The 23235-nt window shown below is 39.0% G+C and carries 21 protein-coding genes, 4 tRNA genes and 1 pseudogene; 14 read left to right on the top strand and 12 right to left on the bottom strand.

The annotated features are described in order from the left end of the window. Nucleotides 1-344 precede the first annotated feature (344 nt). The 3 genes and pseudogenes from CGC64_RS13505 to CGC64_RS13495 all read right to left on the bottom strand — a co-directional run. Nucleotides 345-419 (bottom strand) — tRNA-Pro (locus tag CGC64_RS13505). Nucleotides 420-454: 35 nt separating this feature from the next. Then, a tRNA-Pro gene (locus CGC64_RS13500) sits at nucleotides 455-529 on the bottom strand. A 128-nt stretch (nucleotides 530-657) separates the two neighbouring features. Continuing rightward, nucleotides 658-801 (bottom strand): annotated as a pseudogene (locus CGC64_RS13495) (methyltransferase); the annotation flags it as partial. Between the two features lie 167 nt (nucleotides 802-968). Here CGC64_RS13495 and CGC64_RS13490 point away from each other — a divergent pair. Continuing rightward, entirely contained in the window at nucleotides 969-1163 is a 195-nt protein-coding gene (locus CGC64_RS13490) for a hypothetical protein (protein WP_005675876.1), read from the top strand. A gap of 192 nt (nucleotides 1164-1355) precedes the next feature. On the opposite strand, the gene CGC64_RS13485 is transcribed toward CGC64_RS13490, so the two are convergent. Continuing rightward, complete coding sequence (locus CGC64_RS13485; RefSeq protein ID WP_005675878.1) at nucleotides 1356-2066, bottom strand: tRNA1(Val) (adenine(37)-N6)-methyltransferase; 711 nt, start codon at nucleotides 2064-2066, stop codon at nucleotides 1356-1358. A gap of 214 nt (nucleotides 2067-2280) precedes the next feature. Between CGC64_RS13485 and lon the strand changes: the two genes are divergently transcribed. Genes lon through CGC64_RS13470 form a run of 3 tightly spaced genes read left to right on the top strand, consistent with a single transcriptional unit; the run spans nucleotide 2281 to nucleotide 6977 of the window. Beyond that, complete coding sequence (gene lon / locus CGC64_RS13480; RefSeq protein WP_005675879.1) at nucleotides 2281-4749, top strand: endopeptidase La; 2469 nt, start codon at nucleotides 2281-2283, stop codon at nucleotides 4747-4749. Beyond that, nucleotides 4746-5876 carry a tRNA guanosine(34) transglycosylase Tgt gene (gene tgt / locus CGC64_RS13475; RefSeq protein ID WP_005675880.1) on the top strand — a complete coding sequence of 377 codons (1131 nt, stop codon included), beginning with the start codon at nucleotides 4746-4748 and terminating at the stop codon, nucleotides 5874-5876. The genes lon and tgt overlap by 4 nt, the downstream gene beginning before the upstream one ends. Nucleotides 5877-5879: 3 nt before the next feature. Next, on the top strand, nucleotides 5880-6977 hold the full coding sequence (locus tag CGC64_RS13470) for an LptF/LptG family permease (protein WP_005675881.1): 1098 nt from the start codon (nucleotides 5880-5882) through the stop codon (nucleotides 6975-6977). Between the two features lie 162 nt (nucleotides 6978-7139). Here the strand turns inward: CGC64_RS13470 and CGC64_RS13465 are convergent, their stop codons facing one another. After that, a complete protein-coding gene (locus CGC64_RS13465) occupies nucleotides 7140-7643 on the bottom strand; it encodes a thioredoxin family protein (RefSeq protein WP_005675882.1) in 504 nt (167 codons plus the stop codon). A gap of 266 nt (nucleotides 7644-7909) precedes the next feature. On the opposite strand from CGC64_RS13465, the gene serB reads away from it, so the two are divergent. After that, nucleotides 7910-9139, top strand: coding sequence for a phosphoserine phosphatase SerB (gene serB / locus CGC64_RS13455; protein WP_005675883.1), 1230 nt, complete (start codon nucleotides 7910-7912; stop codon nucleotides 9137-9139). A gap of 47 nt (nucleotides 9140-9186) precedes the next feature. After that, complete coding sequence (locus CGC64_RS13450; RefSeq protein ID WP_005675884.1) at nucleotides 9187-10449, top strand: DEAD/DEAH box helicase; 1263 nt, start codon at nucleotides 9187-9189, stop codon at nucleotides 10447-10449. Nucleotides 10450-10453: 4 nt separating this feature from the next. Here the strand turns inward: CGC64_RS13450 and CGC64_RS13445 are convergent, their stop codons facing one another. Genes CGC64_RS13445 through rfbC form a run of 3 tightly spaced genes read right to left on the bottom strand, consistent with a single transcriptional unit; the run spans nucleotide 10454 to nucleotide 13174 of the window. After that, nucleotides 10454-11251 carry a DUF4738 domain-containing protein gene (locus CGC64_RS13445; protein ID WP_005675885.1) on the bottom strand — a complete coding sequence of 266 codons (798 nt, stop codon included), beginning with the start codon at nucleotides 11249-11251 and terminating at the stop codon, nucleotides 10454-10456. A gap of 36 nt (nucleotides 11252-11287) precedes the next feature. Next, nucleotides 11288-12601 carry a UDP-glucose dehydrogenase family protein gene (locus tag CGC64_RS13440; protein ID WP_005675886.1) on the bottom strand — a complete coding sequence of 438 codons (1314 nt, stop codon included), beginning with the start codon at nucleotides 12599-12601 and terminating at the stop codon, nucleotides 11288-11290. Between the two features lie 24 nt (nucleotides 12602-12625). Then, entirely contained in the window at nucleotides 12626-13174 is a 549-nt protein-coding gene (rfbC, locus tag CGC64_RS13435) for a dTDP-4-dehydrorhamnose 3,5-epimerase (RefSeq protein ID WP_005675888.1), read from the bottom strand. 90 nt (nucleotides 13175-13264) lie between these two features. Here rfbC and CGC64_RS13430 point away from each other — a divergent pair, with 90 nt between their 5' ends. After that, the gene (locus CGC64_RS13430) at nucleotides 13265-14323 is read left to right on the top strand and encodes an HU domain-containing protein (protein ID WP_005675890.1); all 1059 of its coding nucleotides are present in this window, start codon (nucleotides 13265-13267) and stop codon (nucleotides 14321-14323) included. 18 nt (nucleotides 14324-14341) lie between these two features. Further along, nucleotides 14342-14872, top strand: coding sequence for an FHA domain-containing protein (locus CGC64_RS13425; RefSeq protein WP_005675891.1), 531 nt, complete (start codon nucleotides 14342-14344; stop codon nucleotides 14870-14872). Nucleotides 14873-14952: 80 nt separating this feature from the next. Here CGC64_RS13425 and CGC64_RS13420 read toward each other — a convergent pair whose 3' ends face one another. Further along, nucleotides 14953-16395, bottom strand: coding sequence for a tagaturonate reductase (locus tag CGC64_RS13420; RefSeq protein ID WP_005675892.1), 1443 nt, complete (start codon nucleotides 16393-16395; stop codon nucleotides 14953-14955). Nucleotides 16396-16421: 26 nt separating this feature from the next. Beyond that, nucleotides 16422-17489 carry a LacI family DNA-binding transcriptional regulator gene (locus tag CGC64_RS13415; protein WP_005675893.1) on the bottom strand — a complete coding sequence of 356 codons (1068 nt, stop codon included), beginning with the start codon at nucleotides 17487-17489 and terminating at the stop codon, nucleotides 16422-16424. 198 nt (nucleotides 17490-17687) lie between these two features. Between CGC64_RS13415 and uxaC the strand changes: the two genes are divergently transcribed. Next, the gene (gene uxaC, locus CGC64_RS13410) at nucleotides 17688-19091 is read left to right on the top strand and encodes a glucuronate isomerase (RefSeq protein ID WP_005675894.1); all 1404 of its coding nucleotides are present in this window, start codon (nucleotides 17688-17690) and stop codon (nucleotides 19089-19091) included. Between the two features lie 90 nt (nucleotides 19092-19181). Here the strand turns inward: uxaC and CGC64_RS13405 are convergent, their stop codons facing one another. Further along, a complete protein-coding gene (locus CGC64_RS13405) occupies nucleotides 19182-19601 on the bottom strand; it encodes a BT0820 family HAD-type phosphatase (RefSeq protein ID WP_005675895.1) in 420 nt (139 codons plus the stop codon). Between the two features lie 98 nt (nucleotides 19602-19699). Between CGC64_RS13405 and CGC64_RS13400 the strand changes: the two genes are divergently transcribed. The 4 genes from CGC64_RS13400 to CGC64_RS13385 all read left to right on the top strand — a co-directional run bounded on the left by CGC64_RS13400 (nucleotide 19700) and on the right by CGC64_RS13385 (nucleotide 22243). Then, entirely contained in the window at nucleotides 19700-21088 is a 1389-nt protein-coding gene (locus tag CGC64_RS13400; RefSeq protein ID WP_005675897.1) for a peptide MFS transporter, read from the top strand. 83 nt (nucleotides 21089-21171) lie between these two features. Further along, nucleotides 21172-21975: an MBL fold metallo-hydrolase gene (locus CGC64_RS13395; RefSeq protein WP_005675898.1), complete on the top strand. Its 804-nt coding sequence runs from the start codon at nucleotides 21172-21174 to the stop codon at nucleotides 21973-21975. Between the two features lie 89 nt (nucleotides 21976-22064). Beyond that, a tRNA-Lys gene (locus CGC64_RS13390) sits at nucleotides 22065-22137 on the top strand. Between the two features lie 33 nt (nucleotides 22138-22170). Beyond that, nucleotides 22171-22243 (top strand) — tRNA-Lys (locus CGC64_RS13385). A gap of 64 nt (nucleotides 22244-22307) precedes the next feature. Here the strand turns inward: CGC64_RS13385 and CGC64_RS13380 are convergent. After that, entirely contained in the window at nucleotides 22308-22568 is a 261-nt protein-coding gene (locus CGC64_RS13380) for a DUF6965 family protein (protein ID WP_005675899.1), read from the bottom strand. A 143-nt stretch (nucleotides 22569-22711) separates the two neighbouring features. Here CGC64_RS13380 and CGC64_RS13375 point away from each other — a divergent pair, with 143 nt between their 5' ends. Continuing rightward, complete coding sequence (locus tag CGC64_RS13375) at nucleotides 22712-23146, top strand: copper resistance protein NlpE (RefSeq protein ID WP_005675900.1); 435 nt, start codon at nucleotides 22712-22714, stop codon at nucleotides 23144-23146. Nucleotides 23147-23235 lie beyond the last annotated feature (89 nt).

The raw sequence follows: 23235 nt of genomic DNA, 5'->3' as shown, positions 1-23235 counted from the left end.
GTCTTTTTGTGTATCTTGTGGATAATATGAAAAACTCATGAAAGAGAGGTCTTCACCTTCTATCCCCGATAAATAAAAGAAAGTATCTGTTTCTGATTCATAACCCATAGCTTTAGATATCGTAAAGCTATGCTTTATCTCTCCTAAAGCACCGCTTTATATTATAGATGATGAACAAATAGAAATATATATCTATAAACAAGTTCAAAGATAATTCAAAGAATTGCCTTCTTTATCTCTCACAAACAAAGTAGAATCAACTTATCATTTGTATAAAACCAAAAAAGCTGAAACATAGTATGCATCAGCTTTTTATTTTTAAATTTCTTGACTTAATATTTTCGTCGGGGTAGCGGGATTCGAACCCACGACCCCCTGCTCCCAAAGCAGGTGCGCTAACCGGACTGCGCTACACCCCGAAAAACTTTTAACAGAACTTCCTTTTTCTTTGTAGTCGGGGTAGCGGGATTCGAACCCACGACCCCCTGCTCCCAAAGCAGGTGCGCTAACCGGACTGCGCTACACCCCGCTACTTTCTGAAGGATTGTTCTTTTCAAAAGCGGTGCAAAGATAGGGAGTATTTTTTAATTGACAATAGCTAAACGGATGTTTTTTACTTATTATTTTTCAATACCCTGAAATTCATTCGTTTGCATTTCAATATTTCTTTTTGGCAGAAATCAAAAGCATCATAGGACGTCGAAGCTCATCTTTCATTTCCGGAATAGTGTTCAACATCACTTCGTTTGGTTGTGGTTCTATTAATTCGAATATTTCAAATCCTGCTTGAAGAAGACTATCATACTTATTTTCTTTCATAATTTAAGTAAAGAGGGATCTGTTACATGGACAAAGATATGTATTAATGCGTTTATTGAGATGAATTAATCGAAAATATATTCTAGTAAAATGAACTATCTTTTGCTGTTTTCTGTTTTCAAAGTAGAAACTTAAAAAATAAAAGCCATATGAAAACAAGAAAACAAAAAGAAACAAATGAAAAAGAAATTCATTTGTTAGAACAAAAAGGATATGAAAGAATGATGAATGAGATAATGCCGGTACAACAGGCAGAGGTTTATCGCAAGCCGACCAAGAAAGTAGTAGAAGAGGCTGTAAAAGAATTAAATCCTGATACAAACAGCTTGGGTAGCAGAGGGTGAATTCATCCTCTGTCTTTTATGATTGTTTTAGAAGTCAATCTCTTTAAAAAACGATTTCTCTTAAAAATCATAAAAAACATTATTGCATCAATTCTATTGAAAAGACGAGAAAAGCTATAGTACTTGCGATATCAGATTCTTTCTATTTATCATTTTAAATACATTAATATCGAGAGAATACAAATCCCCTACTCACATGTTAAGATAATATTCCCGAGTCAATGCTATATATTCCTTACTATATTGATGCCGGGCAACTTCTGTCAATAGTTCTTCCACAATGCATTCCTGATTAGAAAAAGAAAAGGTAATCAGAGTACGTTTAGGAATACCACCGGGCTTAGTTATCACATTTAGTTGCCGGACTGCCTGCAATTTCTTTTCAGAAGCTATCATCTTTACTCTATCAGCTACATCCATCGGAATCACAATCGTAAAAGTACCATTTTCTGTCAATAAACCGGTTACTCCTTCCAATAATTCCTCATAAGTCAAAGAATCATTATGCCGGGCAGAATTTCTTTGTTGATCTGGACATCCTAATGAATCAACAAAATACGGAGGATTAGAAACAATCACGTCAAACTTCTCAGGAGATTGATATTTTCTAAAATCAGTCTGTACTACTTCTATCTGCTTCTTCCAAGGAGAACGAACAATATTTTCCTTAGCCTGCTCGGCAGCAGCTTCATCAATTTCCAATGCTACAATATTTGTATTCGGCAAACTACGTTGAGCCAACATTAAAGCGACCAACCCGGTTCCTGTCCCAACATCCAGAATACTATGCGCACCTTGAACAGAAGTCCACGCTCCCAAAAGTACCCCGTCCGTACCAACTTTCATAGCACACTTATCATGCCATACCGTAAACTGCTTAAATTGAAAATAAGGATTTGACATTTTATCACTTGTTTTTAAACCTGTTTTATTCTACTATTTTACTGGAAATCGCCAAAAATAAATAATTATTATGGAATACTTCTCCGATCGCTCTATATTTTGGCATTGTTTTTGTGTTTTTATTCTAACAGTGCTTTATTATTAGAGAGAATCAATTAACTTTGCAAACGATTTATGCATATTTGTATGACATAAACTAAATTAAAACGAAAAGATGAAAGAAAGATACTTATTGGAAGATGTAGGTGATAACAATGGCTTCTCGCTGATTACTGACTATGATGGCAACGACGAGCAAGCATTTGAAGTGAATGTCAAATCTGGTGAAATTCTTCCGGTCCTCCCCCTTCGTAATATGGTGTTGTTTCCCGGAGTTTTTCTTCCTATAACAGTAGGACGAAAATCCTCACTCAAACTTATACGTGATGCCGAGAAAAAGCATAAGGACATCGCAGTGGTATGTCAAAGATCAGCCCATACGGAAGACCCGAAGTTGGAGGATTTACATAATGTGGGTACTGTAGGACGGATTGTACGTGTGCTGGAAATGCCGGATCAAACAACGACTGTTATTCTTCAGGGAATGAAACGTCTGATTCTAAAAGACATCACAGAGACTCATCCATATTTAAAAGGTGAAATTGAACTCTTGGAAGAAGATGTTCCAAGTAAAGACGACAAGGAATTTCAAGCTTTGGTAGAAACCTGCAAGGACTTGACAATGCGTTATATCAAATCGTCAGATGTAATGCACCAGGACTCGGCATTTGCTATCAAGAACATTAATAATTCAATGTTCCTGGTTAATTTCATTTGTTCGAATCTTCCGTTCAAGAAAGATGAGAAAATGGATTTATTAAGCATTAACTCATTGCGTGAACGTACTTATCACCTATTGGAAATCTTAAACCGTGAGGTCCAGTTGGCTGAAATCAAGGCATCTATTCAAATGCGTGCCCGTGAAGATATCGACCAGCAACAACGCGAATATTTCCTGCAACAGCAAATCAAAACGATTCAGGACGAGTTGGGTGGTAGCGGTCAGGAACAGGAAATTGAAGAAATGCGCCAGAAGGCGGAACGTATGCGCTGGAATGCGGAGGTCAGAGAAACTTTCCTGAAAGAATTGGCCAAGTTGGAACGTACTCATCCGCAATCTCCGGATTACAGTGTTCAGCTTAACTACCTTCAAACCATGCTAAACCTTCCGTGGGGAGTTTATACGACAGACAATCTGAATTTAAAGAATGCAGAGAAGACATTGAATAAAGACCACTATGGACTGGAAAAAGTGAAAGAGCGTATTTTGGAACATTTAGCTGTACTAAAATTGAAAGGTGACATGAAATCACCTATTATCTGTCTATATGGTCCTCCGGGAGTTGGTAAGACATCCCTCGGAAAATCCATAGCGTCTGCATTAAAACGAAAATATGTACGTATGTCCTTAGGAGGCGTACACGATGAAGCAGAAATTCGCGGACACCGTAAAACATATATCGGTGCTATGCCGGGACGAATCATCAAAAGCTTGATCAAAGCCGGTGCTTCCAACCCTGTTTTTATTCTGGATGAAATAGACAAGGTGAGTGCCGACCGCCAGGGCGACCCGTCGTCTGCTTTGTTGGAAGTGCTCGACCCGGAACAGAATACTTCTTTCCACGACAACTTTCTGGATGTAGATTATGACCTGTCAAAAGTCTTGTTTATTGCAACTGCCAATAACTTGAATACAATCCCCGGTCCATTGCTCGACCGTATGGAACTAATTGAAGTCAGCGGCTATATCACGGAAGAAAAGATTGAGATTGCCCGTAAACACTTACTCCCCAAGGAACTGGAAGCTAACGGATTAAAGAAGAGTGATATTAAACTTCCGAAAGAAACATTGGAAGCTATCATAGAGTCATATACCCGCGAAAGCGGTGTCCGTGAACTGGAAAAGAAGATTGGCAAGATTCTTCGTAAGTCTGCACGTCAGTATGCAACGGACGGATATTTTGCTAAAACGGAAATTAAGCCGACAGACTTGTATGACTTTTTAGGTGCACCGGAATATACACGTGACAAATATCAGGGAAATGATTACGCAGGTGTAGTGACCGGATTGGCATGGACAGCTGTAGGAGGTGAAATACTCTTTGTTGAAACCAGTTTGAGCAGAGGCAAGGGCGGACGTCTCACATTAACCGGTAATCTGGGAGATGTAATGAAGGAATCTGCTATGCTTGCACTTGAATATATCAAGTCGCACGCTTCACTTTTGCAGCTTAACGAAGATATTTTTGATAACTGGAATATTCATATCCACGTTCCTGAAGGCGCAATTCCTAAGGATGGACCGTCAGCAGGTATCACTATGGCTACTTCTTTGGCTTCCGCATTGACACAAAGAAAAGTGAAAGCTAATATTGCCATGACAGGAGAAATAACTCTCCGTGGTAAAGTGCTTCCCGTAGGTGGTATCAAGGAAAAGATTCTAGCCGCCAAACGTGCCGGCATCAAGGAGATCATCATGAGTGTAGAGAATAAGAAAAATATTGATGAAATTCAGGATATCTATCTGAAAGGATTGACTTTCCACTATGTAAATGACATAAAGGAGGTATTTGCAATAGCTCTGACAAACGAAAAAGTGGCGGACGCCATTGATTTATCTGTTAAGAAACCCAGCCAGGAATGACATTTGAGTTACAATATACAGACACTAAAAGTAATGCCCGTGCAGGTTTGATTACAACAGACCACGGGCAAATACAAACCCCTATCTTTATGCCTGTGGGTACACTGGGCACAGTTAAAGGAGTACACCTGACAGAACTGAAAGAGGATATTCGAGCGCAGATTATTCTGGGGAACACCTACCATTTATATCTTCGTCCGGGACTAGAGGTGATTGAAAAGGCAGGTGGCCTGCATCGTTTTAACGGATTCGACCGTCCTATGCTTACTGATAGCGGTGGTTTTCAGGTATTTTCCCTCGCCGGAATCCGGAAATTACGGGAAGAAGGTGCTGAATTCCGTTCTCATATCGATGGCAGCAAGCATATTTTCACGCCGGAAAAAGTCATGGATATAGAACGTACGATCGGAGCCGATATCATGATGGCTTTTGACGAATGTCCTCCGGGAGACTCGGACTATGCGTATGCCAAAAAGTCACTAGGGTTGACACATAGGTGGCTCGACCGATGTATACAACGTTTTAATGAAACCGAACCTAAATACGGTTATAATCAATCTCTTTTTCCTATCGTGCAAGGATGTGTTTATCCCGACTTGCGTAAGCAGTCTGCAGAGTTTGTAGCTTCTAAAGGTGCCGACGGGAATGCTATCGGTGGTCTTGCGGTAGGCGAACCGGTAGACAAGATGTATGAAATGATTGAGATCGTCAATGAAATTCTTCCCAAAGACAAACCGCGTTATTTAATGGGAGTCGGCACTCCTGTCAATATTCTTGAAGGCATAGAGCGGGGAGTCGATATGTTCGATTGCGTGATGCCTACAAGAAACGGACGAAATGGCATGCTGTTTACAAAAGATGGAATCATTAATATGCGAAACAAAAAATGGGAAATGGACTTCTCTCCTATTGAAGTAGACGGAGCTTCCAGCGTAGACACTCTATACAGTAAAGCATATCTGCGTCATCTTTTCCACGCACAAGAACTGCTGGCAATGCAAATCGCTTCCATACACAATCTGGCATTCTATCTATGGTTAGTGGGTGAAGCCCGGAAACATATCATTGCCGGAGATTTTTCTACTTGGAAACCGATGATGGTTAAAAGAGTATCAACTAGATTATAAGGAATGAAAAGCAATCGATTTATAAAACGGCTGGACTGGTATATCATCAAGAAGTTCTTGGGGACATACGTATTTGCTATTGCATTAATCATTTCTATTGCAGTAGTGTTCGACTTCAACGAGAAGATGGACAAGCTTATGGAGCATGAAGCTCCTTGGAGTAAAATCATCTTTGAATATTACATGAACTTTATCCCCTATTTCTCTAATCTGTTCAGTCCGCTGTTCGTATTCATTGCCGTTATTTTCTTTACTTCCAAACTGGCGGAAAATTCTGAAATTATTGCCATGTTCTCTACCGGCATGAGTTTTAAGAGAATGATGCGTCCGTACATGATTTCTGCTGCCATTATTGCATTAACAACATTCATGTTAAGCTCGTATGTGATTCCTAAAGGAAGTGTGACGCGCCTGAACTTTGAAGATAGGTACATCAAACCTAAAAAGCAGAATACGGCACGTAACGTACAGTTGGAAGTGGATAGTGGTGTCATTGCATATATAGATAACTATAACAACGCAATGAAGACAGGAAACCGTTTCTCTTTGGATAAATTTGTCGATAAAAAACTGGTTTCACATTTGACCGCACGCCGTATAACTTATGATACTGCTACCGTCCACAAATGGACTATCCATGACTATATGGTACGCGAATTAGACGGTTTAAAGGAAAAAATCACCAAAGGAGACAAAATCGACTCTATAATCAACATGGAACCATCCGATTTCCTGATTATGAAGAACCAACAGGAAATGCTGACCAGTCCTCAATTGAGTGATTATATCGAGAAACAGAAACGAAGGGGATTTGCCAATATTAAGGAATTTGAGATTGAATATCACAAACGAATTGCCATGTCATTCGCCTCTTTCATTCTGACAATTATTGGTGTTTCGCTTTCGTCACGGAAAACAAAAGGCGGTATGGGACTTCATCTGGGTATCGGATTAGGATTGAGTTTCTCTTATATCTTATTCCAGACAATTACTTCAACTTTTGCTATTAATGGAAACGTACCTCCTGTTATCGCTGTGTGGATTCCAAACATCCTTTATGCGGGTATCGCATTCTTCCTGTACCAGAAGGCGCCTAAATAGAAGGATAAAGAATATATAAAATAGAAGTTCCGCCTATTCCTGCTTGAAAGCAAGTGTAGGCGGAACTTTTTTGTTGTATCCATTTCCTCTTTTGTCTATTCTTCATTATTCGCCAGACAGCGAACCGAAAAATACCTCTTTCTCCTTACATTTCCAAAATCGTCAACCGACTTCTTTTACATAAGCAGAAAGATCTGCAGCAGAGATGTTTTTGGCTATAATAACACCATTTCCATCCAATAAATAGTTAGTGAACCCCCGATTCAAACGGTACTTCTTAAACAATCCGGAGTCCTCGCCTTCTGTTTCCACGAAACAAGTGGGCGTAACTATTTGGTCCTTACGAACGGTTTCCTTGAAAATCGACTGATATTCGTCAAACGATACGGAAACCATTTCCACATTACGGGAAGAACGAAGCACATTGCTCAAACTTACATTTTGCATCCGGGACTGCGCATCATAACTTGCCCAAAAACTTAGCAACACATAGCGGCCTTTCATATTAGCCAGTTTAAATGCAGGTTGCTCTTCTGATGTAGATTCGATTTTAAAATCAGGGGCTACATCACCCTCACTCAAACCTCCGGTCGGTTTGTCTTTCTCAACGAAAGCGGTCAAGGAACAAATCAGTAATACAACAAAAATCCATTTTACATGTCTCATGTAATTCGGTTTTAGTTAATACTATCCGGGACTGTCCTTAAACAGTGGTTTCTTCCCGAAACGTTGTCTTTTCAGGCATCAGGCGAAGAGGAATCCGCTGATTATCAGAGCCTTTATTTTTGAAACCAAGTGCAAAGGTAAGTAATTATTAAATTAACTTCCAAAAAAACAAGCAAAAATCTTACTTTTTGAGTATAACTTTTTATGTTATTTAGCATAAAAACGAACTTTTTTCTCTACTTTTGCAGGATTAAAGTCTATTTCTTATGCAACTATCAAATACTGAATTAATTCTGATTCGAGTTACTGGCGAAGATCGCCCGGGACTGACCTCATCCGTGACTGAAATACTTGCCAAATATGATGCTACCATTCTCGACATCGGTCAGGCGGATATTCATAACACATTGTCATTGGGTATCCTTTTCAAAAGTGAAGAGAGACATTCCGGGTTCATCATGAAAGAACTGTTGTTTAAAGCTTCTTCATTGGGAGTCACGATTCGGTTTGAGCCAATCACGACCGAACAGTATGAGAATTGGGTAGGTATGCAAGGTAAAAACCGCTATATCCTGACTGTGTTGGGGCGCAAGCTTTCTGCGCTGCAACTATCCGCAGCTACCAAGATATTGGCCGAGCAAGGTATGAACATTGATGCTATCAAGCGTCTGACAGGTCGTATCCCATTAGATGAAGACAAGACAGACACACGTACCCGTGCCTGTATCGAATTTTCCGTGAGAGGCACTCCCAAAGACCGAGTTGCTATGCAGGAAGGATTAATGAAACTGGCAAGCGAACTGGAAATGGACTTTTCTTTCCAACAAGATAATATGTACCGCCGTATGCGCCGCCTAATTTGTTTCGATATGGATTCTACATTGATTGAAACAGAAGTTATTGATGAATTGGCTATCCGTGCCGGTGTAGGTGATCAGGTTAAAGCTATTACAGAAAGTGCCATGCGGGGAGAAATAGACTTCACGGAAAGCTTTACGCGTCGTGTAGCACTCTTAAAAGGACTGGACGAGTCTGTGATGCAGGAGATTGCAGAAAGTCTGCCTATTACAGAAGGTGTGGACCGATTGATGTATGTACTGAAGAAATATGGTTATAAAATTGCTATCCTTTCCGGAGGGTTTACTTATTTCGGTCAATACCTGCAAAAGAAATACGGCATCGACTATGTATATGCAAATGAGTTGGAAATTGTTGACGGGAAACTGACCGGACGTTATCTGGGAGACGTGGTAGACGGGAAGCGGAAAGCTGAACTACTCCGATTGATAGCTCAGGTCGAGAAAGTGGATATTGCACAGACAATTGCTGTAGGAGACGGTGCAAACGATCTGCCGATGTTAGGAATTGCCGGACTCGGCATTGCATTTCATGCCAAACCCAAAGTTGTGGCAAATGCCAAGCAATCCATTAACACTATCGGACTTGATGGAGTACTCTATTTCCTAGGATTCAAAGATTCTTATTTGAATATGTAATTGAGAGAGAAAAATAGTTTATCTTTGCTAACAAATAAATTGAAAGAATGAAGTTTTCCGAACTGCAACTTAATGCAAATGTGCTTGAGGCGCTCGATGCCATGCGATTTGACGAATGTACACCTATACAGGAACAAGCAATTCCAATAATACTTGAGGGTAAAGACTTGATAGCAGTGGCACAGACAGGTACAGGTAAGACGGCAGCATTTCTGCTTCCCGTACTGAATAAACTATCCGAAGGTAAACATCCGGAGGATGCGATTAATTGTGTTATCATGTCTCCTACCCGGGAATTAGCGCAACAAATCGACCAGCAAATGGAAGGTTTCTCCTATTTTATGCCTGCATCAAGTGTGGCGGTATATGGTGGAAACGACGGTATCCTGTTCGAACAACAGAAAAAAGGGCTTACATTAGGAGCTGACGTAGTTATTGCTACTCCCGGACGTTTAATCGCTCATTTAAGTCTTGGATATGTAGATCTTTCCAAGGTTTCTTATTTTATATTGGACGAAGCGGACCGTATGCTCGATATGGGATTTTATGATGATATTATGCAGATAGTGAAATACTTGCCGAAAGAACGGCAGACTATCATGTTTTCTGCGACAATGCCTGCCAAGATCCAGCAGTTAGCAAATACCATCCTGAATAATCCATCGGAAATAAAACTTGCAGTTTCAAGGCCTGCCGATAAAATTATCCAGGCTGCCTATGTTTGCTACGAGAATCAAAAGTTGGGAATTATACGTAACCTTTTTATGGATGAAGTTCCCGAACGTGTTATTATCTTCGCGTCTTCTAAAATCAAGGTTAAGGAAGTGACAAAAGCCTTGAAATCAATGAAGCTGAATGTAGGAGAAATGCACTCGGATCTTGAACAAGTCCAACGAGAAGCAGTTATGCATGATTTCAAAGCCGGAAGAATTAATATATTAGTAGCTACGGATATCGTGGCACGCGGCATTGACATTGACGATATCCGCCTGGTTATCAACTTTGACGTTCCTCATGATAGTGAAGATTATGTGCACCGTATCGGACGTACGGCACGGGCCAACAACGATGGGGTTGCACTTACATTTGTCAGTGAAAAAGAGCAGAGTAACTTTAAAAGTATAGAGAACTTCCTTGAAAAAGAAATCTATAAAATTCCTATTCCAACAGAATTAGGTGAAGCTCCCGAATATAAGCCACGTTCTTTTAGTAATAAGGGCGGCAACTATTCAAAGAGAAGAAACTTCAAAGGAAAAAGAAACAATGGAGGAGGAAAAGGGAACAACCGTCCCTCTCCCAGGCAGAACTAAATCTTTATTTGGTTGAAGCAATAGTCAGAGTACCGTCAAAACTGATTTCCAACTCTGCTATACTATATACAGAACTCTCCGGAATGGCTAAAATGGCTTGATAATGAAAACCATTCCGGTCTACTTTTAAAAACTTGGTATCAGATAAAATAGCCTGTACCAAGAAATCTTCGGGCACAACCTTATCAAACATTTGCTTCGTTATATCACTGGCAAATAAACTTTTCTTGCCTTCATAGACACAAATGTGCATCACATTGTCGTAATACACATTGTCCATGCTAATCCCGTCTTCAGAATAAGTTGTTTTGATAACTTTCATCTTGGAAGGATTAATATATACATAAGCACGATAACGAGCGCCATTATAAGTCACTACACTATCGCGTTTGGTTACTTCAGTATAGGTGGGAATAACCACTTCCTCACGGACAAAAGACAATGAATCATTAAAGTCCTCCGACTTATGCAGCTTGATGATATTATCCGTTATGGAATGAAACCAGAATATATGTTCTGCCTGCTTATCAATCTTATAATAAGTCGTATCATTCCCATAAGTATAAAGAGTGTCCCGTATAATTTTAAAAGCAATTGGAGCACTTTGCGAGTCTGCATAGAAAATTGTGTCTCCTTCTACGCGCATCAACGGGCTCTCCGTTTCATCATTCAGCCAAATCCCCTGCAACATTTCCTTGGCATTCGAATCTTCCTTCTCCTCCTCGGAAAAATACGAATTCTTATTGCCGGTACATGCCATAAGAAAGATAGCTATTAACGATATTGCCACATACTTTATCATTTGTCTCAATTTTGTAGTAAAGATACTCTTATTATCTTATTTACCAATACATGAGTAAACGAATCCAAGTTCTTCCATTTCTTTTTTATCATATATATTACGACCGTCCAACACAATCTGTTGTGCCATTGTTTTTCTGATAACCGCCCATGAAGGCAAACGGAACTCTTTCCATTCAGTCACCAACATCAAAGCATCAGCGTCAAGTACTGCATCATACATATCGCAAGCATAATAAACTGAATCTCCAATCCGACGTTTACATTCTTGCATGGCAGCAGGGTCGTATGCACGTATCTGACAACCGGCTTTCAGCAGCTTATCAATCAATACCAATGCCGGGGCTTCGCGCATATCATCCGTTTCCGGTTTAAAAGCCAATCCCCATAAAGCAATGGTCTTATCCTTTAAGTTGTCATTAAATTGTTTTACTAATTTATCAAACAGCACACTTTTCTGAAGTTCATTTACTTCTTCCACGGCACGAAGTACCTGCATCGGATATCCGTTTAGTTCCGCCGTTTTAATCAAAGCTTTTACATCTTTAGGAAAACATGAACCACCATATCCGATGCCCGGATATAAGAACTTACGCCCAATACGAGTATCGGAACCAATTCCGCTACGTACCATATTTACGTCTGCGCCAACCAGCTCACACAGGTTTGCGATGTCATTCATAAAACTGATACGGGTTGCAAGCATTGAATTCGCTGCATATTTAGTCATTTCCGCAGAAGGAATATCCATGAAAATCACACGGAAATTATTTAATAAAAATGGCTTATACAATTTAGACATCAACTTCTCTGCACGGGCTGACTCCACTCCGACCACTACACGGTCCGGACTCATGAAGTCACTGATTGCATTTCCTTCTTTTAGGAACTCCGGATTAGAAGCAACATCGAAATCTATTTTAACTCCTCTCTTATCCAATTCTTCCTGGATAACAGCGCGGACTTTTGGGGCAGTTCCTACTGGAACAGTACTCTTTGTTACTACCAATTTATATTGTTTCATATTGCGGCCAATGGTACGGGCAACTTCCAGTACGTATTTCAGGTCAGCACTTCCGTCCTCGTCCGGAGGTGTACCAACAGCACTGAATATAACTTCCACATCATCCAGACAACTTTCGAGTGATGTAGTAAACTTCAACCTTTTTGCTTTCATGTTACGAAGTACCATTTCTTCCAATCCGTTTTCATAAATTGGAATAATCCCCTTCTGCAAAGATTCTATTTTCTCACTATTTGTATCAACGCATGTTACGTCTACACCGATTTCAGCGAAACATGTACCCGACACTAAGCCGACATATCCTGTTCCCACAATTGCAATTTTCATACTTATCTATTGTTTGTTAGTCGTTTATTCAAAATATACGGCGTCCTTAAAGGCAGTCCCTTCTCTGTCTTTAGAGGATAATAACATTTGTGTTTCCGACAGTGGCCAATCTATTCCCAATGTTTTGTCATTGAATAGAATAGAAGCTTCTGCTTGAGGAGCATATTTATTATCTACTTTATATGTGAAAATAGCTTCCTCGCTCAATACGGCAAAACCATGGGCAAAGCCACGGGGAATAAAAAACTGTCTCTTGTTTTCTTCACTAAGCAGTACACTTACATACTGTCCGAATGTAGGTGACGATTTACGTAAATCGACTGCAACATCTAAAACTTCCCCTTTGATGACACGGACCAATTTAGCCTGGCTATATTCACCCTTTTGATAATGCAATCCACGTAAAACCCCAAAAGATGATTTCGATTCATTATCCTGCACAAAGTTTACAGGACCAATATGAGATTCAAACTCTTCTTTCTTAAAGGCTTCCATAAAATATCCCCTTTCGTCGAAGAATACTTTAGGCTCTATCAGCCATACTCCGTCTATTTCCGTCTGTATATAGTTCATTGTTAATAGTGCTAAATAAAACGATGCAAAAGTAGTGAATTTTTCGTAGTTTTCTGGGATATATTCAATTTATCTCTTAATTTTGCACACATGATTGAATTGGCACAACATATAGAGGCTTTACTATTGGAGAACGACTGCGTCATCGTTCCGGGATTTGGTGGATTTGTTGCACACTATGCTCCCGCAACTCATGTAAAAGAAGAAAATCTTTTTTTACCCCCTACCCGTACGATTGGTTTTAATCCTCAATTAAAATTGAATGATGGAGTATTGGTACAATCTTATATGTCAGCATACGATACCAGTTTTGCTGATGCAACTCGCATCGTAGAAAAAGAAGTAAGTGCATTTATCGAGATTCTCCACGAAGAAGGGAAAGCCCATTTGGAAAATGTTGGTGAGATTCATTATAATATTTATGGAAATTATGAGTTTATACCTTATGATTGTAAGATAACGACTCCTTCATTATATGGTTTGGATTCTTTTGAGATACACGAACTTGCTACTTTGCAACAAAAAGAGAAGGTCTTGATACCAGCCAATCTGACTAGAGAGAAGAAAACTTATGAGATAAGTATCAATCGTGTATATCTCCGTAATGCAGTAGCTATGATTGCTGCTGTCATACTGTTTTTTGCTTTCTCAAACCGGGTAGAAAATACAGATATTCAGAAAAACAACTATGCGCAATTATTGCCTGGTGAACTTTTTGAGCAAATAGAGAAACAATCGGTTGTAGTAACTCCTGTTTCTGTAAAGAGTAGGGGTACACAACAACAGGTGCAAAAGACATCTGTTCCCAAAATTACAGTAGATAAAGCTAAAACCTCAAGGCCTATTGCGGTTAAAGAAGTAAAAGTCAACAAGCAAGAAACAGTTCCTGCTCCTGTCGCTGCTAAATCACAAGCAAATTTCAATCATCCTTTCCATATTATTGTAGCAGGCGGAATCAGCATGAAAGATGCAGAAGCTATGGCAAATCAATTAAAGGAAAAAGGATTTGCAGAAGCCAAAGCCCTCAATACGGCAGGCAAGGTACGTGTCAGCATACGCTCATTTGATAATCGCGAAGAAGCAACCAAGCAATTGCTAGAGTTGAGAAAAAACGAAACTTATAAGAATGCCTGGTTACTGGCAAAATAAAATCCCCCTTTTAAAAACATGAAACGAGTTCTTTGTCCTAAATGTGAGAATTACCTTTATTTTGATGAAACTAAGTATAGCGAAGGCCAATCGCTCGTATTTGAGTGTGAGCATTGCGGCAAGCAATTTAGTATCCGGTTGGGGAAAAGTAAAGTAAAAGCTCTTAGAAAAGAAGAAAATCTGGAAGAAGAAGCCGAAGTACACAAAGAAGAATTCGGATATATCACAGTGATCGAAAATGTATTCGGCTTTAAGCAAATATTACCATTGCAGGAAGGTGATAATGTGATAGGGCGTCGTTGTGTAGGAACTGTCATTAATACCCCTATCGAAAGCGGAGATATGAGCATGGATCGCCGTCACTGTATTATCAACATAAAGCGTAACAAGCAAGGAAAGCTCATTTATACACTGCGGGACGCTCCGAGCCTTACTGGAACATTTCTCATGAATGAAATTTTGGGAGACAAAGACCGGATACGGATTGAAGATGGTGCTATTGTGACAATTGGTGCTACTACATTCATTCTCCACACAGCCGAAGAATAAGGAATTGCATTTCAAGACGACAGTATAAAGTCAGCCCCACTATTCTGAAAGAATAGTGGGGCTGACTTTATATAATCCTTTTATAAAAGAATATCCTTCACAGTTTCAAGCATACCTTTTTCTAGGATTGAATCTAAATTCGCTTTCACGGCTTCTGCCAACCCCGGAATTTTATTCAGGTCTTCTCCCCAAATAAATTCGGCACCTAATACACCTTCTGTTACCTTCTTTGTACAGCCTGTTGCCCAAAGTTCTTTCAGTAGATTCATAATTTCGGGAGCATCATTCGGAACAATTTCAGCGCCATCTGTACGTACACCACCTTTATAGTAAGTAATGATAGCGGCTAAACCAAGTACCAATCCTTTTGGAAGCTTACCTTTACGTCCCAGATATGTTTTCAGACCTGGCAGGTCACGAGTCTCATATTTCGGGAATGAGTTCAGCATAATGCTTGTTACTGCATGATCTACAAATGGGTTATTGAAACGCTCCAATACATCAGTAGCAAATTTTTCTAATTCATCCTTCGGCAGATTCAATGTTTCCATCAACTCGTCAAACATCACCTTATGGATATATTTACCAATTACTTCATGTTGGCAAGCATCGCGAACGATGTTTACGCCGGATAAATAAGCAACTGGAGAAAGAACTGTATGAGGGCCGTTTAACAAAGTAACCTTGCGTTCGTGATAAGGAGCTTCTGACGGAACGAATAATACATTCAAACCTGCCTTATCCGCCGGGAATTCTTTTGCAACTTTCTGTGGAGCTTCGATTACCCACAAATGGAAAATTTCAGCCTGTACAACGAGGTTGTCATCATACTGTATTTTTTCTTTAATAGTATCGATATCCTTACGCGGGAATCCGGGAACGATACGGTCTACCAATGTAGCATATACGCCACAGGCTTCTTCAAACCATGTTTTAAATTCACCACCCAAGTTCCATAATTCAATATACTGATAAATAGTCTCTTTCAGTTTATGTCCATTCAGAAAAATAAGTTCGCAGGGGAAGATAATCAATCCTTTTGACTTGTCACCATTAAATGTTTTAAAACGGTGATACAGTAACTGGGTCAGTTTGCCCGGATAAGAAGCAGCAGGTGCATCTTCAAGTTTGCAAGTTGGATCAAAAGCTATTCCAGCTTCCGTAGTATTCGAAATAACGAAACGCATTTCCGGTTGCTCTGCCAACTTCATGAATTCGTCATTTTGAGTATATGGATTTAATGCACGGCTGATTACGTCAATCATTGTCAGGCTATTAACAGTTTCTCCTTTATCTAATCCTTGAAGATTGACATGGTAAAGATCATCCTGTGCGTTTAACATATCGACCATACCTTTATCAATCGGTTGAACCACTACTACACTACTATTAAAGTCTGTTTTCTGGTTCATGTTATAAATAATCCAATCTACAAATGCGCGTAAAAAGTTACCTTCTCCAAATTGGATAATACGCTCCGGACGTTGTGTCTTAGGAGCAGTTCCTTTGTTTAATGCTTTCATGTTAGTTGTAATTTATAAAGTTGATATTATACAAATTCAAAATAAAAATCAATATTTTCCTTAATCAATATATCAATAGGCATATACTTTACGGAATCGACACTCTTCTTAAATACTACATGGTCACACAAGGCTTTCACCCCGCAATATCCTTGTAATCCGGGACGTTGCCCTATCAAATAATGTACATCACCTGATTTCAAAAGGTCTACATTTGCTTTCAGAAGGTCATATCCTATCAATCCCTTCATGCTATGTTCTGCGTGGCGAAGGTATTCCCCCAGTTGATAGACTCTGGAATTAAAGACGATTCCGAGCACAGCTTTCGGGTGTGCTTGAAAGAACTCGTCCAACGTCTGCTGGTTATTTTCCTGATTGGACTTATTGAGCACTACTTCATGAATTGTCAAGTTATCATATTCTTCCGTTATATAACTCATAAAACCTTTCAAACGGCGTTGCATCTGTATTTCGGCAGGGTTATTTTTATTATTGCTTAAAAATAGCACTAACTCCTGCCCTTCTCCCAATGAATAATTACGCATCAATATCTTAGCAGCAATGTATCCGCTTTTATATGAGTCCTGCCCAATATATGTTAATGCATTCGCTTCTTCCATATTGAAATCGACAAATGCGTAGGCTATCTTATTTTCCTGTAAATAAGATGTTAATTCTATTGTTTCTTCCCGGAAATTCGGAGCGATCAACACAGCATCTACGCTGCTGTCTCTAATAGTGTGACAAGCCTCCTGATAGCTCTTCTTGTCTCCATGATGATAACAAAGGTAGTTCACACTCACGTTAAAAGGGCGTAACTCTTGCCGTGCACGTTCTATACCGCCCACTACCGAATGCCAGTAGTCATGTTCTATATAATATGGGATCAGACAAATAAAAGTATATTTCTTTTTAGCCGCCAGTCCGATAGCAAACACATTGGGCTGATAATGAATCTCATCCAATACCTTTTGTACTTTAGCTTTACTTTTTGAAGACACGTCACCTCGATTATGCAATACCCGATCAACTGTTCCGGCAGAAACACCGGCCATACGGGCTATGTCTTTTATAGTATAGTTCTGGTCCTCCATAGTGCTAAAACTTAAATATTATAAATAATCGCTGCAAATATACGAATTATTTTGTTACTCCAAGTAAATTTTCTATTTTTGTGTTCGATAACGGTTAATAAAACTAAAACGATATTTACGCCTATTAGCTTTAAAATCAATACTATATAGGTATAAATGTAGAAAGTAATAATTTTATATACTTAAAACACAGTAATAATGAAGAACTTCATGGATGAAAACTTCTTGCTGCAGACAGAAACTGCACAAAAGTTGTATCACGAGCATGCGGCTAAAATGCCGATTATCGACTATCACTGTCACTTAATCCCCCAAATGGTAGCCGACGACTACAAGTTTAAATCACTGACTGAAATATGGCTGGGCGGTGACCATTACAAATGGCGTGCAATGCGTACTAATGGTGTAGACGAACGCTTCTGTACGGGAAAAGCCACAGATTGGGAAAAGTTCGAAAAATGGGCGGAAACAGTGCCTTATACGTTCCGTAATCCACTATACCACTGGACTCATTTGGAGTTGAAAACAGCTTTCGGCATTAATAAGATATTGAATCCAAAAACTGCACGTGAAATTTATGATGAATGTAACGAGAAACTTGCCCAACCTGAGTATTCAGCTCGTGGAATGATGCGTCGTTACCATGTAGAAACCGTATGTACTACTGATGATCCGATTGATTCGCTGGAATATCATATCAAAACGCGTGAAAGCGGATTTGAAATCAAAATGTTACCAACTTGGCGTCCGGACAAAGCAATGGCAGTAGAAGTTCCTGCCGACTTCCGTGCCTATGTAGAAAAATTATCAGAGGTTAGCGGTGTTACTATCTCCAGCTTTGACGACATGGTTGTTGCTTTACGAAAACGTCACGATTTCTTTGAAGAACAAGGATGCCGCTTGTCCGACCATGGTATCGAAGAATTTTATGCAGAAGATTATACTGATGTAGAAATTAAAACTATATTTAATAAGGTATATGGTGGCATTGAGTTGACTAAAGAAGAGATTTTGAAATTCAAGTCAGCAATGCTTGTGATTTTCGGTGAAATGGATTGGGAAAAAGGTTGGACCCAACAGTTCCACTATGGTGCTATCCGCAACAACAATACCAAAATGTTCAAGCTGTTAGGTCCTGACACTGGTTTTGATTCAATTGGCGAATTTACAACGGCAAAAGCTATGGCTAAATTCCTCGACCGTTTGAATAGCAATGGTAAACTAACAAAAACAATCCTTTACAACTTGAATCCATGTGCTAACGAAGTAATTGCTACTATGTTGGGTAACTTCCAGGATGGTTCCATTCCCGGCAAAATCCAATTCGGTTCCGGCTGGTGGTTCTTGGATCAAAAAGACGGTATGGAAAAACAAATGAATGCATTGTCTGTACTTGGTCTTTTGAGCCGCTTCGTAGGTATGCTGACTGATTCTCGTTCATTCCTTTCCTATCCGCGTCATGAATATTTCCGCCGCACATTATGTAACTTGGTGGGACGTGATGTGGAAAATGGTGAAATCCCGGCTTCTGAAATAGAGCGTGTAAATCAAATGATTGAAGATATCAGCTATAATAATGCAAAGAACTTCTTTAAGTTCTAACAGATAGTAACTCAATAAAAAATCCCTCTGTTTGAATCAAAATCCAAACAGAGGGATTTTTTATTGAGTTACGTACAATTTCTTCACCGATTAAAAAGAAAACCATCTTTTCTTTTTCTTCAGTGGTGCTGTATCTTCTTCGTTTTGGCTATATATATCGGCAAATGTTTTTTTTTCCTTAACCATTTCGTAGATAACTCCCCAATCCGGTAAGCCGCCAAGATTCCGGTCATCGATAAACAAATCAGCTTTCAATTTCCGGGAAAAACCCTGATGATCTTTTTGTTCTTCAGGATAATCCTTATTAATTGCGTAAAATTCCAACCCTCTGGCTTTACACCATTCAACTGCTTCGTCCAAAAGCGCTCCTTCCCGTACACTCCACAATATCAAACGGTGTTTTTCTTGTTGCAACAACTTTAGTGTATCAATAGCGAATGGAATCTCCTCGCCAATACGTGGATAACGATGTTCTACAATCGTCCCGTCAAAATCAACAGCTATAACCATAATTGTTTAAATACCTAATTTTACACAAAGATACGGACAGTCTGCCAAAAAAACGTATCTTTGCGCTGAATTAACATTTTAACTAAAAACATAACTACATGAACAATTCCCCTCAGCGTGCTGCCAAAGGCTTTACCAGAGCATTTTGGGTCAGTAACACAGTCGAACTGTTTGAACGGATGGCATATTATGCCGTTTTCATCGTTCTCACTATTTATCTATCCACAATTTTAGGTTTTAATGATTTTGAAGCAAGTATGATCTCTGGACTTTTTTCCGGAGGATTGTATTTGCTTCCTATTTTTTCTGGTGCTTATGCTGATAAGATCGGTTTCCGGAAATCAATGATTATAGCATTCTCCTTATTGTCTATCGGATATTTAGGATTGGGCGTCTTACCTACGTTACTGGAGACGGCAGGATTAGTCAACTATGGTGCTACTACGCAGTTTAACGGTTTGCCAGATAGCTATACCCGGTGGATTATTGTTCCTGTCTTATTTATACTTATGGTCGGAGGTTCTTTTATAAAGTCTATTATTTCCGCTTCCGTAGCTAAAGAAACGACAGAGGCAACACGCGCTCGCGGTTATTCAATTTTTTATATGATGGTTAATATAGGTGCCTTCACTGGTAAAACAATTATTGATCCTTTACGCAATGTGATCGGTGAGCAAGCTTATATCTATATCAATTATTTCTCCGGTGCTATGACAATTATTGCTTTGCTTGCCGTTATACTTCTTTATAAATCTACACATACAGCAGGTGAAGGAAAAAGTCTCCGTGAAATCAGCCGGGGATTTATGAAAATTATCACCAACTGGCGTTTATTGATTCTCATACTGATTGTCACCGGATTTTGGATGGTACAGCAACAACTTTATGCCACTATGCCTAAATACGTAATCCGTATGGCTGGTGAGACGGCGAAGCCAGGGTGGATTGCTAATGTGAACCCTTTTGTGGTAGTGTGTTTTGTTAGTTTCATAACACGTCTAATGGCGAAACGGAGTGCAATTACTTCAATGAATGTAGGAATGTTCTTAATTCCTTTTTCTGCTTTATTGATGGCTTGCGGTAATTTATTAGGTAACGATATTATCTCTGGCATGAGCAATATTACTTTGATGATGGTTGCCGGAATTATTGTACAGGCACTTGCCGAATGTTTTATTTCACCTCGTTATCTTGAATATTTTTCCTTGCAGGCACCCAAAGGAGAAGAAGGGATGTATTTAGGCTTTAGCCATTTGCATTCTTTTCTTTCCTCAATCTTCGGCTTTGGTCTGGCAGGTATTCTATTGACTAAATATTGTCCGGACCCTACCTTATTTGAGACGCATGCTGCATGGGAAGCAGCCAGTGCAAATGCGCACTATATATGGTATTACTTTGCCGCTATCGGATTGATTGCCGCCATAGCATTGCTATTATTTGCAAAAATCACCGAATCCATCGACAAAAAGAAGAAATCTTCTCGATAAATATCTTCTTTTTTGCGTATATTTGCCGTCACTTTGCTGTAAAAGTTGACGGCATTTTGCATTTTTAATAAAGAGGATAAAACATGAAAGTAAAATTTATAAGCCTGGCAAGTGGCAGTAGTGGGAACTGTTATTATCTGGGTACTGAAACCTATGGAATACTAATAGATGCTGGCATTGGTATCCGTACTATAAAAAAGACACTGAAAGACTTTAATATCCTGATGGATAGTATTCGTGCTGTATTTATAACACATGATCATGCTGACCACATCAAGGCTGTAGGTCATTTAGGAGAAAAACTGAATATCCCTGTTTATACAACGGCGCGTATTCATGCCGGAATCAACCGTAGTTATTGTATGACGGAAAAACTTAGTTCATCAGTTCGTTATTTGGAGAAAAAAGAGCCTATAACTTTAGAAGATTTCCACATAGAATCTTTTGAAGTTCCTCATGACGGAACGGATAATGTAGGTTACTGTATTGAAATTGACGGCAAGGTATTCTCTTTTCTAACCGACCTTGGAGAGATTACTCCTACAGCTGCTCATTATATAAGTAAAGCCAATTATCTGATTCTCGAAGCAAATTATGATGAGGAAATGCTTAAAATGGGACCGTACCCTCAATATCTGAAAGAACGAATTACAAGTAAGACAGGGCACATGAGCAACTCTGATACTGCCGAATTTTTGGCAGAAAATATCACCGAACATCTACGATATATATGGTTATGCCATTTAAGCAAAGATAATAATCATCCGGAGTTAGCCTATAAAACGGTAGAATGGAAATTAAAGAACAAAGGAGTCATTGTAGGTAAAGATGTGCAACTGCTTGCTTTAAAGCGAAATACGCCTTCCGAGCTTTATGTATTCGAATAAAGACGAAAAAAAGATAGTAAAAAAGCTGCATTATTGTTTGGTCAAATAAAATAAAAGACCTACTTTTGCAACCGCAAACGAGGAAATAAGCACTCTTAGCTCAGTTGGTAGAGCAACTGACTCTTAATCAGTGGGTCCAGGGTTCGAATCCCTGAGGGTGTACAAGTTCCGAAGTTGCAATAAAAATTTAATGTTGCACTCTTAGCTCAGTTGGTAGAGCAACTGACTCTTAATCAGTGGGTCCAGGGTTCGAATCCCTGAGGGTGTACAAAACAGAAAAAGGAGAACTTTTACAAGTTCTCCTTTTTTTATAAATCACCGTAGCTATGATGCTACGGTTTTTTATTCTCTTCTTTTCCTTCCCACTTTTCTCTAAATTCCCATAATTGGTCGATAGTAGGATGAAAAGTAGGATTCTCCCAATTTCTGCCGATCATTGCAACTAAGGATTCCAAATAAGTCTTACCATTGATTATAGTAGTACACTTATTTAATTCATATTTCTCGGTCGGATAATTTTTAGTTTCAAGCATTTTCTTTGCCCAGTTCAGCAATTCCTGAACAGATTCATTGTCATAAGTATGTTGTGTCATATCTTTATATTTTTTCGCAAAGATACAAAGTTTATTAATTCATAAATAAAGTTGTCCATTTCTTTTCATTGCCAATATTCGAATTATTATTCATACCTTTACAATATTAAACTAAATTAGATTAATCATTAAAAAAAATAATCATGAAGAAAATTTTTATTCTGGTATGTTCGTGTACCCTATTGGCGGCGTGCGGAAATAGTTCAAAAACAAACAAAGGTACAGATACAGACAGTACCACAATCGAAGTTGTTGATATGCATAATGCGGAAACTTCGCTTGATTACGAAGGAACATACAAAGGTGTTTTCCCTGCGGCCGACTGTCCAGGCATTGAAACAACCTTAATATTAAATCCAGATAAGACATATACGCTTCACTCCGTATATATTGATAGAGATAGTTCGTTCGACGATAAAGGTACATATACTTTAAAAGGTAACTTGTTAACTCTAAAAGAAGAAAACGGAGAAATATCTTATTATAAAGTAGAAGAAAACAGGGTGCGTTTATTAACTGATGACAAACAGGAAATAACAGGAGCACTTGCCGATCACTATATATTGAATAAAGAATAAATAAAAACTTTCTATTATATTAAATTCGGCAAATCGGTAATAAGAGCGATAGACATATCCTTTTATTACCGATTTGTCTTTTTCTGATT

This window comes from Bacteroides caccae (assembly GCF_002222615.2).
Lineage (GTDB): Bacteria > Bacteroidota > Bacteroidia > Bacteroidales > Bacteroidaceae > Bacteroides > Bacteroides caccae.
The sequence above is the reverse complement of the archived record's forward strand: the minus strand, read 5'-3'. Positions and strand labels throughout refer to the sequence as shown.